General features: G+C 62.8%; 15 protein-coding genes. 4 read left to right on the top strand and 11 right to left on the bottom strand.

The window, feature by feature from the left end; genetic code table 11:
• Positions 1–24: 24 nt before the first annotated feature.
• The 11 genes from JM946_RS05485 to JM946_RS05435 form a co-directional block, all read right to left on the bottom strand.
• Positions 25–561: a F0F1 ATP synthase subunit delta gene (locus JM946_RS05485; RefSeq protein WP_203166119.1), complete on the bottom strand. Its 537-nt coding sequence runs from the start codon at positions 559–561 to the stop codon at positions 25–27.
• Positions 562–594: 33 nt separating this feature from the next.
• Positions 595–1,074: a F0F1 ATP synthase subunit B gene (locus tag JM946_RS05480; RefSeq protein WP_203166118.1), complete on the bottom strand. Its 480-nt coding sequence runs from the start codon at positions 1,072–1,074 to the stop codon at positions 595–597.
• 75 nt (positions 1,075–1,149) lie between these two features.
• Entirely contained in the window at positions 1,150–1,425 is a 276-nt protein-coding gene (gene atpE / locus JM946_RS05475) for a F0F1 ATP synthase subunit C (protein ID WP_116808431.1), read from the bottom strand.
• Between the two features lie 58 nt (positions 1,426–1,483).
• Complete coding sequence (gene atpB, locus JM946_RS05470; RefSeq protein ID WP_203166117.1) at positions 1,484–2,326, bottom strand: F0F1 ATP synthase subunit A; 843 nt, start codon at positions 2,324–2,326, stop codon at positions 1,484–1,486.
• A gap of 22 nt (positions 2,327–2,348) precedes the next feature.
• Positions 2,349–2,711 carry an ATP synthase subunit I gene (locus JM946_RS05465; protein WP_203166116.1) on the bottom strand — a complete coding sequence of 121 codons (363 nt, stop codon included), beginning with the start codon at positions 2,709–2,711 and terminating at the stop codon, positions 2,349–2,351.
• Between the two features lie 212 nt (positions 2,712–2,923).
• Positions 2,924–5,272, bottom strand: a complete 2,349-nt coding sequence (locus JM946_RS05460; RefSeq protein ID WP_203166115.1) for a DUF5916 domain-containing protein — start codon at positions 5,270–5,272, stop codon at positions 2,924–2,926.
• Between the two features lie 99 nt (positions 5,273–5,371).
• Positions 5,372–6,295, bottom strand: coding sequence for a ParB/RepB/Spo0J family partition protein (locus JM946_RS05455; protein WP_203166561.1), 924 nt, complete (start codon positions 6,293–6,295; stop codon positions 5,372–5,374).
• A 21-nt stretch (positions 6,296–6,316) separates the two neighbouring features.
• Complete coding sequence (locus JM946_RS05450; protein WP_203166114.1) at positions 6,317–7,126, bottom strand: ParA family protein; 810 nt, start codon at positions 7,124–7,126, stop codon at positions 6,317–6,319.
• Between the two features lie 110 nt (positions 7,127–7,236).
• Entirely contained in the window at positions 7,237–7,869 is a 633-nt protein-coding gene (rsmG, locus tag JM946_RS05445; RefSeq protein WP_203166113.1) for a 16S rRNA (guanine(527)-N(7))-methyltransferase RsmG, read from the bottom strand.
• A 7-nt stretch (positions 7,870–7,876) separates the two neighbouring features.
• A complete protein-coding gene (locus tag JM946_RS05440; RefSeq protein ID WP_203166112.1) occupies positions 7,877–8,869 on the bottom strand; it encodes an oxidoreductase in 993 nt (330 codons plus the stop codon).
• 77 nt (positions 8,870–8,946) lie between these two features.
• A complete protein-coding gene (locus JM946_RS05435) occupies positions 8,947–9,579 on the bottom strand; it encodes a c-type cytochrome (protein ID WP_203166111.1) in 633 nt (210 codons plus the stop codon).
• Between the two features lie 156 nt (positions 9,580–9,735).
• Here JM946_RS05435 and rpoZ point away from each other — a divergent pair, with 156 nt between their 5' ends.
• The 4 genes from rpoZ (at position 9,736) to recG (ending at position 15,114) form a co-directional block, all read left to right on the top strand.
• A complete protein-coding gene (gene rpoZ, locus JM946_RS05430; protein ID WP_203166110.1) occupies positions 9,736–10,026 on the top strand; it encodes a DNA-directed RNA polymerase subunit omega in 291 nt (96 codons plus the stop codon).
• Positions 10,027–10,056: 30 nt separating this feature from the next.
• Positions 10,057–12,228 (top strand): bifunctional GTP diphosphokinase/guanosine-3',5'-bis pyrophosphate 3'-pyrophosphohydrolase, encoded by a 2,172-nt coding sequence (spoT, locus tag JM946_RS05425; protein WP_203166109.1) that lies wholly within the window; start codon positions 10,057–10,059, stop codon positions 12,226–12,228.
• A gap of 74 nt (positions 12,229–12,302) precedes the next feature.
• Complete coding sequence (locus JM946_RS05420) at positions 12,303–12,686, top strand: Rid family detoxifying hydrolase (protein WP_203166108.1); 384 nt, start codon at positions 12,303–12,305, stop codon at positions 12,684–12,686.
• A gap of 301 nt (positions 12,687–12,987) precedes the next feature.
• Positions 12,988–15,114 (top strand): ATP-dependent DNA helicase RecG, encoded by a 2,127-nt coding sequence (recG, locus tag JM946_RS05415; RefSeq protein WP_203166107.1) that lies wholly within the window; start codon positions 12,988–12,990, stop codon positions 15,112–15,114.
• Positions 15,115–15,981: the final 867 nt, after the last annotated feature.

The following is a 15,981-nucleotide window of genomic DNA, read 5'->3' as shown; positions in this document are numbered from 1 at the left end:
TGACGGCGCTGGATCGTCCGGGGGTCAATGGGTCATCTCGACCGCCAGCCGGTCGAGGCGCGCCTTCAGCGAACCATCGATGACGAAATCGCCCGCGCGCACGATGGCGCCGCCGATCAGCGATTCGTCCACTTCACAATGCAATCGCACTTCGCGCTTCAAGCGCTGCTTCAGGGCCGCGGCGAGGCGCTGCTTCTGCGCATCGTTCAAAGCCACCGCCGAGACCACCTGCACGTCCGCCGTGTTCTCCGCTTCGGCCCGCAGCGCTTCGTACATCGAGGCGATTTCCGGCAGCAGCGCGAGCCGACGATTGTCGGCCAGCGTGGCCAGGAAGTTGCGGGTCCGATCGTCCATCGACTCACCGGCGATGTCCGCGATCAAACCGGTCAATTCCTCCGGCTTGACCAGAGGATTCGACAGCAGTGGGGCAACGCGCTCGTCCTGCACCACCGACGAGGCGGTTGCCAGCACCGTGGACCAACGCTCGAACGCGTTGTGTTGACGCGCCGATTCGAACGCAGCCTTGGCGTAGGGGCGGGCGATGGTGGCTTTTTCGGCCATGAATGCTCCAGTGTCTCGAAAGATCGGACGCGGTTACCCGCGCTCGATCTCCAGCGCCAGCTTGTCCAGCAAGTCGGCGTGCGCTTTGGGGTCGATCTCGCGACCGAGCAGCTTGCTCGCGCCAAGCACCGCCAGACCGGCGGCCTCTTTACGCAACTGCTCGCGGGCGCGGCCCGACTCCAACGCTGCTTCCTGACGTGCGGTGGCCACCAGACGCTCGGCTTCCGCCGAGGCCACGCCACGCGCCTCTTCCGCCATTTCGGCCGAGCGGCGATTGGCCTGCTCGACGATCTTGGCGGCGCGCGCGTGCGCTTCCTTGATGATGTCGGCGGCCGAGTTCTTGGCTTCCGCCAGGCTCTTCTCGCCCTTCTCGGCAGCCGCGAGACCCTCGGCAATCTTCTTCTGCCGATCCTCGATCGCCGCGATGATGTTCGGCCAGCCGAACTTCATGACCAGCCAAGCCACCGCGAAGAACGCGAAGCCTTGGACGACGATAGTTATTGTGGGATCCATGCTTACTCCGATTCACTGACGGCGGCGAACCCATGCACAGGCGCCGCCTGGCGCCGATCGAACAGAAGCGGCCCGTTAGCCGCCGAGCTGACCGATGAACGGATTGGCGAAGATCAGCAGCAGGGCGATGGCGACGCCGATGATGGGAATCGCGTCCAACAGGCCGGCCACGATGAACATCTTGGTCTGCAGCATGCCGGTCAGCTCCGGCTGGCGAGCCGAGCCTTCCAGGAACTTGCCGCCGAGCAACGCGAAGCCGATCGCGGTGCCAAGCGCGCCGAGGCCGATGAGCAGACCCGCGGCAATCACGGTAAAGCTCATGACGTCGGCAATTTGAGTGATGTTCTCCATTTGAATCTCCGGTGCGTGCAGAAAAACAGCTAGTTGATATCGAACGATCGAAACGGGATCAGTGGTGCTCGGCGGCCATGCTCAGATACACGATGGTCAGCATCATGAAAATGAACGCTTGCAGCGTGATGATCAGAACGTGGAACGCGGTCCAGACGAAGCCGGCCACGAACTGCAGCGGCGCCATCACGTAAGTGAGGCCGCTGGTCAGGCTCGCGCCGAGCGTCATGCAGGCAATCAGGATGAAGATCAGCTCGCCGGCGTACATGTTGCCGAACAAACGCAGCGCCAGCGAAACCGGGCGCACCGCTTCTTCGATCAGGCGCAACAGCAGGTTGGCGGGCGCCAGCAGGATCTTGCCGACGATGTTGGGCGCGTGGAACGGCGCGGTGAACATCTCGCCGACGAAGGTGCCGATGCCCTTGTGCTTCACACCGAAGTACTGGATCAGCAGGAACACGGTCAGCGACATGGCCAGCGTGGTGTTCAGGTCCGCGGTCGGCACGACGCGCAGGTAAGGGATACCCGCCGCGCTGGCCGCCGCCGGCAGCCAGTCCACCGGGATCATGTCCATGAAGTTCATCAGGAACACCAGGCAGAAGATGGTGATCGCCAGCGGCGCGATCAGCTTGCTCTTGCCGTGGAAGGTCTCTTTCACCGAGGTGTCGACGAACTCGACGATCATCTCGATGAAGCACTGGAATTTGCCAGGCACACCCGGGGTCGCGCGACGCGCCACGCGGAAGAAGGCGAACAGGAACACAGCCGAGCACAGCAGCTTGAAAAAGATGCTATCGAGGTGCAGCACCCAAAAGCTGCCCTCGCCCACCGGCATCTCCAAAAAATGGAGATGGTGCTTGATGTAATCGGTCATGGTCGCCGGACCACCATGCTCAGCCATCAACCCCACCTCGCGTACAAAGCTATTTGAAGATTCCCATCGCGACCCAGAACCCGAACTGACTGGCCACCAAGCCCACCAGCAGGGGCAGCGGTTCCATACCGCCGCGAGTCAACGCCAGCGCAAATGCGCCGACCACCCAAATCCACTTCAACAATTCGCCCGCGTAGAACCCGCGCGCCGCGCTGGCCGCGGGCCAGTCTGTGGCGAACAACCGCCATGCGAACACAAGGGTCCCCAACGCGATGATCAACCCACCCGCGACTGCCGAGCGGGCCGCGTTCATGCCGCTCAGCGCCAGAAAGACGAGCGCTGCCAGACCCGTACTTGCCAGCTGTATCGCGGCGAATTTCAACGCCAGGAGCTTGCCGCGGCGCGCAGTCACGTTAATGACGTGTGTGGCACGTTTTGGATTACCGCCCGGCCGGAAACGGCGGCGAATTATACGCAGCGTTTTGCAGTGCTACAAGGAAGATTGGTCGGTCTCGATCGTGACTTATGACTATTCGGCTGGGTTGATGCCGCGCGGGTGGGGCATTTTGTCACTTGACTTCGACTTTGGCGGTTGCGCCGGCCGCTCGCGACGACATGCCAGTTTTACAACTTGTATCGAAACTTGATCAGGAACTGATCCGCGTCGCGCACGTCGGTCATGTCTTGAAACAGCTGGTTCACATGGCGCTGGTCGTCGTCGAGGAAATGGTAGCCGCCGCGCGCGTACACCAGAAACAGCTCCGACATCGGGCCCAGCTCGTAGCGATAGCGCACCTGCAGGCCGAGATTGTTGACCGTGAACGGCGCGACCGGATCGCTCACCGGCAACAGATTCCCGGCCGCATCGGTGCGATAGGCCTGGCGCAGGTCGGCATCGATGCCGATCCATTGCCACTTGATGCGCAGCTCGTGGCGCGGCGCGGGGATCCAGTCCAGTCGGAAGTCGTAGTCGAGTCGCCTGGCGCGAAACGAGCCGAACAGATTGCCTTCTTCCCAAAGCAGCCAGTCCGAGGAGTACTGCGGGAGCAGATCCAGCCGCACCGTCAGCTTTTCGGTGGGATACCAGGCGGCGACCAACTGCAGCCACGCGGAGTAATCCTCGACACCCTGCTGATAAAGATACGAGCCCAACGTGAATTGCCAGTCGCCGTAGCGGGGCGTGGTGATGTCCATGTAGCCGGAAAGGCGATCGTCGAGACGCACCGGTCCGTTGCCGCGGGAAATCAAATCGTCCACGCCGCTGCTGACGTAGCGCAGCTCCTGAAACGCCGTCCACGCACTCGAGTAACTCACATCGCGCGACAGCGCGAAGCGCGATTGCAGACGCTGACCGTCGGTGTTCTCACGATAAAACGTGTAGAGCCGTCGCGTTTCACCATTGATCCGTCCACCGCCGGCATTGGCGACGCGATGATTGGTTTCCCACTCGACCTGCTTGAGCGCGTTGCGCTCCATGTAGCCGAGGTCGTTCATGTCGAAATCGTCGTCGATGTACAGCAGCTTCAGCGTATGCATCAGCGGCGAACTGCGATTGAAATCGGCCTGCAGCCACGACTCGTAACCGTGCGTGTTGATCTCGTACCGTGAGGGCGAGGTGCCGCGAGCGATCGCTATGGCATCGCCCATGAACAGGTTCAGCCCGCTGGTACCGATGTCGGATCGAATCACTTGGCCGCTGATGCGCCAGTCGTCGCTGGTTGCGAGCTCGTAATCGAAGGCATTCAGCAGCGCGTCGCGATCCAGGAACGGCCGGTCGGTCCAGGTGCCGAGATAGCCGACGCGAGCGTTTTCCATCGGCAGCGCGACGCGAGTGGCGGCGAACAAGCGACCGGGACCTTGGTTGCGATAATCGTCTTCCTGCACGACGAAGCCGCCGTACACCAGCGAGCCTGCGGTGCCAGTGAGCTTGAATGCCGCGTCGATATCGGCGGACGCGGCGCTGCCATCGTCCATCGCCGAACCGATGCGCCGCGTGTAGACGAGTTGTCCATTGGCGGGCGTGCGCAGATCGAAAATGCCCTGGTTCTCGGAAAAGAACGGCCGCTTGTCGGTGAACACCACTTCGATGGCCGAGAAATCCACCACCAGCTCGTCGCTTTCCACCTGGCCGAAATCGGGATTCAAGGTGGCCGACAGCCACAGATTCGGCGACGCCTTCCAATTGATGTCGGCGCCGGCTTTGAAGCGCATGTCGTCCTCGACAAAGTCGGAGATGACGGTTGCATACGGCACCACGTCTAAACTTGCGACCGCGGCGTATTGTGAGATCTCCATGCGGCGGAATTCGGAAAGAAACACCGCCGCTTCGCTGGTGATGCCCGGACAGGCGTAGCGCTCGCCGCGCTCGAACAGATAACGCGTTCCGTACACGCCGATGGCGCGCTTCTCCTCGCCCGACTCGCGCATGCTGATGCTGGACCAGGGAATGAACAGCTCCACGAACCATTGCTGCTCGGTCTCGTACACGGCGTGCTGCCAGGCGCCATCCCAGTCGCGATCGAACTTGTTTTGATTGGTGATCAGCCCGTCGCGAATGCCGCCGCCGAGGCCGACGGTGAACTCATAGCCGATCTGCGCGTTGGCGTCGAAGTCCACCATCAGCGACACCGTGTCGCCGATCAAACGTTCCGAGTCGCGCGGCGTGCGCGGCTTGATGCGCCGTTCGCTGGGCGGCTGGTCGATGATAAAAGCGGCCGCCAGGCCCGCCTCGGTGGAAAGTATGTGCAGCTGGTTGCCGTAACGGGGCTCATCGCGTGCGAACGGCAGCGTGCGTCGCCAATCGTCGCAGTGAACGGCCTGCTGCCATTGCGCTTCGTCGATCCGGCCGTCGATCTTCAGTTCGGCGTGCGCCGGAACACTACAGACTGCAGTAAATGTCAGCAGCAACGCACAGGAAATGTAACCAGTCGCAGTGCGCAGCCACTCCCCGATCAGCACTGGAGCCGTTCGCATCTTGAACGGACCTCCCGTGAGCAAACTTCCCTGGAACGCCGAATCATGAACCTTACCTGGTCTGACCTGATGGGCGTGGCGTGCTGTGGACGACGCCGCTTACTGGATGTGCTCGAGAATACCGTCGAGCTCTTCCAACGTATGATAGCTGATGACCAGCTTGCCCTTGCCCGAGGAGGCGTGCTGGAGCTGCACTTTGGCGCCGAGCTTTTCGCTCAGGTCCGCTTCCAGCTTGCGGATATTGGGATCGACGCGGGGCGCCGCCTGTTGCGAGCCGCCCGATGGTTGCGCCGCGACGCGCTTCACCAGCGCCTCGGTATCGCGCACCGAAAGTTTTTGCTGGGCGATCTGCGCCGCCAGTTCCGCTTGCTGCCGCTTGTTCTCGATGCCGAGCAAGGCGCGCGCGTGCCCCATGTCGAGCTCGCGATGTTCCACCAGCCGGCTGGCCTCTTCGCCCAGATCGAGCAGACGCAACAGGTTCGAAACTGCGGCACGAGAACGGCCCACCGCCTCGGCGGCAGTCGCATGCGTCATCTCGAACTCGGTGATCAATCGTTGCAAAGCGCGTGCTTCTTCCAGCGGATTGAGATTCTCGCGCTGGATGTTCTCGATGAGCGCCATCGCGATGGCCGCCTCATCGGGCACGCGCCGAATGACCGCGGGAATCTCATGCAATCCGGCCAGTTGGGCCGCACGCCAGCGACGCTCGCCGGCGATGATCTCGTAACGCTGCTCGGCCGGGCCGCTCTCGCCCGCCTCGCTGCCAATGGGACGCACGACGATGGGCTGCACCACGCCCTGCGCTTTGATCGAGTCCGCCAGCTCCTGCAATGTTTCCTGACGCAGATCGATGCGCGGCTGATACTTGCCCCGCTGCAACAGATCCACCGGCAGCTTGCGCAACTCTTCGTCGGCGGGCCGCAACGCCGTGACCACGGCGGCAGCGGCGGGAGACGTGGCCGCGGCTGGCTGGCCTAGCAAGGCGCCCAGCCCCCGGCTGAGTGAGGGTCGTTTGTTCGCCATGGTTGTCATGGGTTCATCATGCTATGACGCGACCGCATCGGCGGCGGGAGGCGCCACATTGAATGTTTCTTCCTCCCGGCGAATCATCTCTCCGGCCAGCGCCAGATAAGCCAGCGCGCCGCGTGACTCTTTATCGTAATGCAATGCCGGCTTGCCGAAGCTGGGCGCCTCGGCCAGGCGCACATTGCGCGGAATGATGGAGCGGAACACCTTGTCGCCAAAGTGCTCGATCAATTGCGCCGACACTTCGTTCGCCAGGTTGTTTCGTGGATCGAACATGGTGCGCAGGATGCCCCCGATCTCCAGCTTGGGATTCGGGCCGGCCTTGATCTGGTCGATGGTGGCGATCAGCGCGCTCAAGCCTTCCAGGGCGTAATACTCACACTGCATCGGAATCAGCACGCCTTCGGCGGCCACCAGCGCGTTCACAGTCAACATGTTCAGCGCCGGCGGGCAATCGATCAGCACGATATCGAACTGCTCCAGCACAGGCTGCAACGCATCTCGCAGGCGGGCTTCGCAACCCGGCTTGCCCATCATCTCCACGTCCGCGGCCACCAGGTCCTGGTTGGCGGGCATCACTTTGAAATCGGCGTAGTCCACCGCGCGCATCGCCGAGGCCGCATCGCTATCACCGAGCAGCACGTCGGTGGTTGATCGCTCCACGGTGCGCTTGTCGATGCCGCAGCCCATGGTGGCGTTGCCCTGCGGATCGATGTCGATCAACAGCACGCGCCGCTTGGTCGCCGCCAGCGAGGCAGCCAGATTGACGCTCGTCGTGGTCTTGCCGACGCCGCCTTTCTGGTTCGTGATGGCGAGAATGCGATGCATGGAATAATGAATGGGACCAATCCGTTAATGAGTCAGGCAATCGGCTCAACGCTGAATTTGCAACGCTCGAATCTGCGGCTGGAGTGGGGCTCGAATCGCCAGCCGTGGCGCTACAGCCGTTCGTGGCTGCGGCAGATTTCCACAAGATGCCGCTCTTCGTCCAGAGCGGGCACGTTAAGTCGATGGACCGCCGCAAGTTTCCAGCCGCTCGGCAGCTTTTCCAGCTCGGCCGCGGGGTGCCGCCCCTTCATCGCCAGCAGTCGCCCGCCGCCGACACATAGATGACCGGCCCATTTGACGAATTGCTCTACCGGACCGACCGCGCGCGACACCACGATATCGAATCGCTGCGCCGGGCGGAAATTTTCCGCGCGAGTATGGACGGTCTGTACGTTGGGCAACTCCAGCAACCCGACGACGTGATCGATGAACTTGAGCTTCTTGGCGGTCGAGTCCAGCAGCGTGAATTGCCGCGTGGGATTCACGATCGCGAGCGGCAAGCCCGGAAAGCCTGGACCGGTGCCCACGTCCAAAACGCGCTCGCCCTGCAGGAATCGCTGCACGGACAGGCTGTCGAGCAAATGCTTGGTGATCTGCGCGCCGCGCTCGCGGATGGCCGTGAGATTCATGCGCTGATTCCAGTCGTCCAGCTCGTCGAGCAGGCGAACCAGCTGTGCGGCCTGGCGTTCCTCGAGCTCGATGCCCAATTGCGCCGCGCCGGCGACGAGAGTTGCGTCGGCCATGCGACGCTCAACCCGCGATGCGCACGACAGTGCGGCCCGTGACGCTCGCCTTCAGATAATCGTCGAACGCGCTCGGCAACTGCTCGAAGCCGATCGTGCGCGTCACGATGCTGTCGAGATGTCGCGGCTTCAGATCGCTGGCGAGCCGTTGCCATACTTCCAGGCGCAACTCTCGCGGCGTGTATACAGAGTTCACGCCGAGCAGACTCACGCCGCGCAAGATGAACGGCATCACGGTCGTGTTCAGCTCGTGGCTCGCGGCGAGACCGATGCTGGCGATGTTGCCGAAGAAGCCGACGGTGCGCGTCAGCCAGGTGAGCAACTCGCCACCGACATTGTCGATGGCGCCGCCGAACAGCGCTTCTTCCATCGGGCGCCTGCCGGTGTCGATCCGATCACGAAGCAGCACGCGCGCGGCGCCGAGCCGCTGCAGATATTCGGTGGACGATTCTTTGCCGGTCACAGCGACGACGCGATAGCCGCGCGCCGCGAGGATATCGATGGCGATGCTGCCGACGCCGCCGGTCGCACCGGTCACCACGATTTCGCCCGCGTCAGGCTTCTGCCCGTTCTGCTCCATCCGGTGGACGGCGAGCGCCGCGGTATAGCCGGCAGTGCCGATGGCCATCGCTTGGAATTCATCGAGGCCCGCGGGAATCGGTACGACTGCGTCGCTGTTCACACGCGCGAACTCGGCGTAGCCGCCGTCATGCGTTTCGGAAAGGCCACTGCCGGTGACCAATACTTTCTGGCCGGGCTGAAATTGCGGAGCGGCGCTCGACACCACTTCGCCCGCCAGATCGATGCCGCCCACCAGCGGATAACGCCGCAGGATCTTGCCGGCGCCGGTCGCGGCCAGCGCATCCTTGTAGTTGATGGTGGAGTAGCGGACTTTCACCACCACTTCACCGGCACTGAGCGCCTCGAGCGGGATCGTCTCGAAACGCGAGACGATCTTGCCGCCTTCCTGATGAATGCGAAATGCGCGAAAGCTCTCCACCGCGACTGCTCCCGCGCCTTCCGGTCAACGATCGAGGCGCTAACGATTCGAACTGACTTTCGATATGGGCGCGCCGATTACTCGGCCGCGCACTTGCCGTGCTTCTGAATCTGATCGGTCGTGCACAGGGCCTGCTGCCGCGAGAAGAATTCCGCGATGGCCTCGAAGTCCTTCTCGTCCACGCCGCTGATGATGCCGGCCATGATCGGGTTTTTGCGCTTGCCGCTCTTGTAGTCCTTGAGCGCATGCACCAGGTAGTCGGCCGGCTGACCGGCGAGCTTCGGATAGTCCGGCGCAACGGTCTTGGCGCCATCGGCGCCGTGGCAGGCCACGCAGGTCTGAGTGGCCGGCGGCGGCGTGCCGACGACTTCCTTGTTCTGCAGGCCGCCTTCGGCGGCGAAGAAAGCCGCGATGTCGGCGCGCTCTTCCGGCGTCAGGGTCACGGCCTGCGCGTGCATGGTCGGGTGCGGGCGCTCGCCATTGGCGTAGGCATTCAGCGCACTGACGATATACGCCTCATTCTGGCCGCCGAGCTTGGGCACGCGGTAGTTGGGAAAGGCGTTCTTATAGTCCGGCACACCGTGGCAGCCATGGCAGGTGTAAGCCAGAACCTTGCCCTTTGCGGCATCGGCCGCGCCGGCGCCAGTGGTCATCATCGCGCCCAGCAAGCCCAGACCCAACACTGTGACCGGGCCCAATCGAAACGTCATAACCCACTCTCTCCGCTTATTACCGGCGCAGTATTGCCAGAAAACCTCAGGGACCCCGGCCGGCGGGGCGCGGTATGGTACCTGAAAGGTCTGCCCTGGGCACTGCCTCAGGTATACTGCTGGCCAATCCCCCGATTTCGATCCTCGAGGTTCCGCATGGCCCGTATCACGGTTGAAGACTCCCTCAACAACATCCCGAACCTGTTCCAGCTGGTGCTGGTGGCCGCCAAGCGCGCGCGCAAGCTGGCCAACGGCGCCGAGGCGACGGTGGAGTGGGAAAACGACAAGCCGACGGTGGTGGCGCTGCGCGAAATCGCCGCCGGTCACATCGGCCCGGAAATCCTCGAGGAAGCCGAGCAGCGTCCGCAGCCCGAACTGATGCCGGAGCCCGAAATTCCGGGTATGTCCGGCGAGCTGCGCGCGCCTCATCTCGGCCTCGGAGATTGAGTCACGCTATAAAGTCCCCAGCTTCAGCTTATGGACTACGCGTCTTCCATCCTGAATCTCTTACCTACCGGAAGACGCTCCATAGGGGTCAACCAGCTGCTCAATAAGCTGGAGACCTACCTGCCGCCCGCGCAGGTCGACCGGATCCGCGATGCTTATGAATTCGGCGCCGAAGCCCACGAGGGCCAAAAGCGCCTGAGCGGTGAGCCGTACATCGCGCATCCGGTCGCCGTTGCTCACATCCTCGCCGATCTGCACATGGACGCGCCGACCATCGTCGCCGCGATCCTGCACGACGTCATCGAGGACACGCCGACCGCCAAGGACGACATCGCCGAGCGCTTCGGCGCCGATGTCGCGGAGCTGGTCGACGGCGTCTCGAAACTCGATCACATCCAGTTCCGCAGCCGAGCCGAGGCGCAGGCCGAGAGCTTCCGCAAGATGCTGCTCGCGATGGTCCGCGACATTCGCGTGATCATGGTCAAGCTCGCGGACCGCACTCACAACATGCGCACGTTGGGCTCGGTGCCGCCGGCAAAACGGCGCACCGTCGCGCGCGAGACGCTGGAGATTTACGCACCTATTGCGAATCGCCTCGGCATTCACACGGTGAAGTCGGAGCTCGAGGAACTGGGCTTCAAGGCGCTGTATCCGGGCCGTCATCGCATCATCGAAAAGGCGCTGAAAAAGGCGCGCGGCAACCAGAAGCAGTTCCTCGGCAAGATCGCGGACAACTTGCGCAAGGCCCTGGAGAAGGCGCAGGTGAACGGCCGCGTCGAGGGTCGCGAGAAGCATCTCTACAGCATCTATCAGAAGATGCGGCGCAAGCGCGTGCCGTTGTCGTCCATCATCGACATGTTCGGCTTCCGCATCGTCGTGGACTCGATCGATCAGTGCTATCGCGTGCTCGGCATTGTGCACGGTCTGTATCGCCCGATGCCCGGGCGCTTCAAGGACTACATCGCGATTCCGCGCATCAACGGCTATCAATCGTTGCACACCACTTTGTTCGGCCCCAACGGCATGCCCATCGAAGTGCAGATCCGCACCGAGGACATGCATCGAATCGCCGAGTCAGGCATCGCCGCGCATTGGCAGTACAAGACTGGCGAAGATTCCAACGATGCCGGCCGCGCGTATCGCGATCGCGCGAGCGAATGGCTGCAGCACCTGATGGAGATGCCTCACAGCGGCAACTCCGCCGAAGAATTCATGGAGAGCGTCAAGCTCGACCTGTTCCCGGACAAGGTATACGTGTTCACGCCGCGCGGTGAGATTCGTCGCTTACCGCGCAATGCCACCGCGGTCGACTTTGCGTATTCGGTCCACACCGACATCGGTAATCACTGCGTGGCCGCAAAAGTGGACCGCAGGCTGGTGCCGTTGCGCACGCCGCTGCGTAATGGCCAGACGGTGGAGATCATCACTGCGAAGGGCGCGACGCCGAATCCGGCGTGGGTGAACTTTGTCGTCACGGCGAAGGCGCGTGCCGCTATTCGTCACTACCTGAAGGGCCTGAAACAAAGCGAGGCGATCGAGCTGGGCAAGCGCATGCTGAGTCAGGCGCTGCAGGATCTGTCACTGGTGCTGAAGAAGATTCCGGAAGGGCGTCTGCAGGCCGTGGCGGCGGAGCTCAACTTGAAAACACCTGACGAGTTGTTCGAGAAGATCGGCCTCGGCGAGCGGCTCGCGGCATTGGTTGCGCGGCGTCTGCTTCCCGCCGACGGCAGCCAGCCGCCGGAGCCCACCACGCAGGCCGAGCCGCTGGCTATTGCGGGTACGGAAGGCATGGTCGTCAGTTACGCGCGCTGCTGCTTCCCGATTCCGAACGATCCGATCATGGCTTACCTGTCGAGTGGCCGAGGCGTGGTCATTCATCGCGAGGCCTGCGGCAATCTGCGCAACTACCGCAAGCAGCCGGACAAGTGGCTCACGGTTACGTGGCAGCCGAACGTCGATCGTCTGTTCAATGTCGAGGTTCGCATCGACGTCGCCAATCGTATGGGCGTGCTCGCGGCCATCGCCTCGAACATCGCCACGACGGAGACCAACATCGAGCATGTTGCGGTCGACGAGCGTGACGGCGACGCGTCGACGCTGATCTTCGATCTGCAGGTCCGAGATCGGAAACATCTGGCGCATGCGATCAAGAGTCTGCGCAAGATGCCCGAAGTGTTACGCGTGACGCGCGTGATCGCCTAGTTCAAACCCAAGGTGGTCATTGCGCGCGAACGCGCGCAAAATCCGCGCTCCTCGTCATCAACGGTTGGTTCATCATGGCGCGCGAAGTTATCTCCACTCCGAATGCTCCCAAGGCCATCGGCACCTACTCCCAGGCGGTAAAGGTCGGCAAGACGGTGTACGTCTCGGGCCAGATCGCTCTCGATCCGGCCACCGGCGAAATGCAACAGAGCTCGATCGAGGTCGAGATTCGTCGTGTGTTCGACAATCTCAAAGCGATCGTCACAGCGGCTGGCGGTAACTTCTCTCAGGTCACACGCGCTACCGTGTTCATTCTCGACTTCGGGATCTTTCCGACGTTGAACAAGATCATGGCGGAATATTTCAGCGAGCCTTATCCGTCTCGGGTGACGGTGCAGGTGTCGGCGCTGCCGAAGAATGCGAACGTCGAGATCGATTGTATTGTTGAGCTCGACTGAGCTCGGACTGTCAGAGGTTACGGTGGCTCGCGGCGGCTGCCGGGGGGAAGTGTCCTCCCGGCACCGCTGCACCCGCCGCGCCTGCGCTGTCGCGCGGCGCGTTGCTTGTACGTCCATGTAGCGCTAATGGGTCAACGTCCCTGTTGATCCCATTTGCCGGGAGGACACTTCCCCCCGACAGCCACCGCCGAGACGTCCGCGGCGCTTCAGGCGCCTGAAACTCGCGGCATCTGCACGGCTGAGACCATCAGCCACTTCATCGGCACGATCAGCGCGTCTCCTGCCGTACACTATTCAGTGAATGAACCCCTCCCCTTCCAAGAGCAAGCGAACTGAATTGCCTGCGGCTGCGGTGTCGCCCGAAATCCGTCCAGTGACGACGCTGCGGGGCGTGGGCGATGCGCTGGCTGGGAAGCTGGCGAAGCTGGGCATCACCACCATTCAGGATCTGCTGTTCCTGCTCCCGCTACGATACGAAGACCGCACCCAAGTCGTACCCATCGGCTCACTTCGTCATGGCGACCGCGCCGTGGTGGAAGGCGAAGTCCAGCTCGCGGAGATCGCATTCCGCGGCCGACGGCAGTTGTTGTGTCGAATCGGCGATGGATCGGGCTGGTTGACGTTGCGCTTCTTTCATTTCAGCAACTCGCAGTATGAACAGATGACTCGCGGCACGCGCCTGCGGTGCTATGGCGAGATTCGGCGGGGACCGAGCGGAATGGAGATCGTGCATCCCGAATATCGGCGCGTAGCCAGCGATGCGCCGGCTGCGAATGAAGAAGTGCTCACGCCGATTTATCCACTGACGGAAGGCGTGCAGCAGGGGCGATTGCGACAGCTCACAGCCATGGCCTTGCGGGAGTTTGCGAATCGATCGGTGCAGGATTGGATTCCGCCGGCGGTACTGGCGCAGTTGCAACTGCCGCCGCTGCGTGATGCGCTTCAGTACGTGCATCGTCCGCCGCCGGATGCCGATCTGGACTTGTTGGCTACCGGTCAGCATCCGATGCAGCGGCGGCTGGCCTTCGAGGAGCTGCTCGCCCATCAATTGAGCCTGCGGCTTCTGCGACGTGAGATTCAGCGAGATCCGGGCTGGAAGTTCACGGTGAGTGAGCCGCTGATCGATCGCTTCCTGCAAACATTGCCGTTCAAGCCCACGGGCGCGCAAACGCGCGCGTGGCGCGATATCGAGCGCGATCTTTCGCAAGCGAGCCCGATGCTTCGCCTGGTACAGGGCGACGTGGGCTGTGGGAAAACGTTAGTTGCGGCGCTGGCTGCGTTGCGAGCGGTGGAGTCTGGCTTCCAAGTCGCCGTGATGGCGCCGACGGAATTGCTAGCGGAACAACATGCTCGGAACTTCACCAACTGGCTGGCGCCGCTGGAGTTATTCCCTGCGCTGATCACGGGCAAGAGAGCCGCGGCGGCTCGAGCTCGTTCGCTCGCGGATCTTGCGTCGGGAGAGGCGAAGATCGCGATCGGTACGCACGCGTTGTTTCAACAGGAAGTGGAGTTTCGACGGCTGGGCCTGGTCATCGTGGACGAACAGCATCGCTTCGGCGTGCATCAACGTTTGTTGTTACGTGAGAAGGGGCTTGCGTCCGGACGATATCCTCATCAGCTCATCATGACCGCCACGCCGATTCCGCGAACGTTGGCCATGACCGCGTATGCGGATCTCGATGTGTCGGTGATCGACGAGTTGCCGCCCGGGCGCACGCCGGTGAAGACCGTAGCCCTGCCCGAGAACAGGCGCGATGAGGTCGTGCTGCGGATTCGGGACGCGTGCAAACAAAAACGTCAGGCGTATTGGGTGTGCCCGCTCATTGAAGAGTCGGATCAGCTCGAAGCGCAGGCGGCGGAGGAGACTGCCGCGATACTCGCCGAAGCTTTGCAGGAGTTGAAGGTCGGGCTGGTTCATGGCCGCATGTCGCCCAAAGAGAAGGACGCGGTCATGGGGCGCTTCAAGGAAGGTGCGATCGACTTGCTGGTCGCGACCACGGTCATCGAAGTCGGTGTCGACGTGCCGAATGCGAGCTTGATGGTGATCGAGAATGCCGAGCGCATGGGCCTGGCTCAGCTGCATCAGCTCCGCGGCCGCGTTGGCCGAGGCGCCGCGGAGAGCACTTGCGTGTTGTTGTATCGGACGCCGCTCACTGAGGTGGCGCGTGAGAGATTGTCTGTCATGCGGGCTACCAATGACGGCTTCGAGATTTCACGCCGGGACCTGGAGTTGCGCGGCCCTGGCGAGCTGCTTGGGACCAAGCAGACCGGCCTCATGCAGATGCGCGTGGCGGATCTGGTGCGCGACTCGGACCTGTTGCCGAAGGTTCAGGAAGTGGCGGAATTGATGCTTGCCCAAAATGAGGCCAACATTGCGCCGCTGCTGCGGCGATGGATTGGCCAGGGTGAGCGATTCGGCAAGGTGTAGACGGTTAGCTTCGTGACAGACCCACAAAACGCGCACAAACCCGATTCGACGCAGCCCTCGGCCGCGGCGGAGGCTGCGCCCAAGTCGGGCGCTGCGCAGATGGATTTGCTGAACGCTGCGCCTTCGGTGGGTCACCAGCCTGACAAGACGCAGCCGCTTCATGTCCTGCCGCCCGCCTCGGCTGCACCGGGTCAGCCGGCTGGTGCTGCTCCTTCTGCTTCTGATCGCGTGAAGACTGCGGCCCCACGTCGCGAGACTTCTAAGAAGGCCAAGTCCGCGGCGCCTCCGCGCGTCGAGCCGCCGAAGACGGCACCCGCGTCGTCTTCGCCCGCGCAACCGGCGGTGGCAACTGCGGCCGCGGGCCCCTCGGGGCCCGCGCCATCTGATACATCGCCTTCGCATGAGTCGCTGACTAAACCGGCACCCACGACAGCCCATTCCGGACCGACAACATTCGCTTCGGCAGCGTTGGCACACCAGGAAGCCTCAAAGTCCTCCACTTCGGCGCCCTCACCGCCGCACAGTGATGTGACCCCTTCTCCTCCGGCTAGCCCGCCGCCAAATCACGAGCCTGCCGCGCCTCATGTAGTGTCACCACCGCGAAGTGACGTAACCACTCCGCCGCCAGCGATCTCACCGGCGCATCATGAGCCTGCGAAGCCGACCGCGCCTCAAGTAGCAACACCGCCGCCGCTGAAAGATGTGACGACCTCGCCGGCTTCGAAAGCGGCGACGCAACCTGAGACGGCGAGGACGCATGCGCCAGCTGTTGCCGCAGCGATGCCGCCGCGAGTCGAAGCAACGAAAACGCAGGCTCCCAGTTCGCCCACACACCATGAACGTGTGAAAGTCGCAGCGACCACGGCG

This window comes from Steroidobacter gossypii (genome assembly GCF_016801985.1).
Classification (GTDB): Bacteria; Pseudomonadota; Gammaproteobacteria; order Steroidobacterales; family Steroidobacteraceae; genus Steroidobacter; species Steroidobacter gossypii.
This window is presented reverse-complemented; position numbering and strand designations above follow the sequence as displayed.

Bases quoted from the DNA above. Each gene is read 5' to 3' on its own strand.
- JM946_RS05485 (WP_203166119.1), bottom strand. From the start codon at position 561: ATGGCCGAAAAAGCCACCATCGCCCGCCCCTACGCCAAGGCTGCGTTC.
- JM946_RS05480 (WP_203166118.1), bottom strand. From the start codon at position 1,074: ATGGATCCCACAATAACTATCGTCGTCCAAGGCTTCGCGTTCTTCGCG.
- atpE (WP_116808431.1), bottom strand. From the start codon at position 1,425: ATGGAGAACATCACTCAAATTGCCGACGTCATGAGCTTTACCGTGATT.
- atpB (WP_203166117.1), bottom strand. From the start codon at position 2,326: ATGGCTGAGCATGGTGGTCCGGCGACCATGACCGATTACATCAAGCAC.
- JM946_RS05460 (WP_203166115.1), bottom strand. From the start codon at position 5,272: ATGCGAACGGCTCCAGTGCTGATCGGGGAGTGGCTGCGCACTGCGACT.
- JM946_RS05455 (WP_203166561.1), bottom strand. From the start codon at position 6,295: ATGGCGAACAAACGACCCTCACTCAGCCGGGGGCTGGGCGCCTTGCTA.
- JM946_RS05450 (WP_203166114.1), bottom strand. From the start codon at position 7,126: ATGCATCGCATTCTCGCCATCACGAACCAGAAAGGCGGCGTCGGCAAG.
- rsmG (WP_203166113.1), bottom strand. From the start codon at position 7,869: ATGGCCGACGCAACTCTCGTCGCCGGCGCGGCGCAATTGGGCATCGAG.
- JM946_RS05435 (WP_203166111.1), bottom strand. From the start codon at position 9,579: ATGACGTTTCGATTGGGCCCGGTCACAGTGTTGGGTCTGGGCTTGCTG.
- rpoZ (WP_203166110.1), top strand. From the start codon at position 9,736: ATGGCCCGTATCACGGTTGAAGACTCCCTCAACAACATCCCGAACCTG.
- spoT (WP_203166109.1), top strand. From the start codon at position 10,057: ATGGACTACGCGTCTTCCATCCTGAATCTCTTACCTACCGGAAGACGC.
- JM946_RS05420 (WP_203166108.1), top strand. From the start codon at position 12,303: ATGGCGCGCGAAGTTATCTCCACTCCGAATGCTCCCAAGGCCATCGGC.
- recG (WP_203166107.1), top strand. From the start codon at position 12,988: ATGAACCCCTCCCCTTCCAAGAGCAAGCGAACTGAATTGCCTGCGGCT.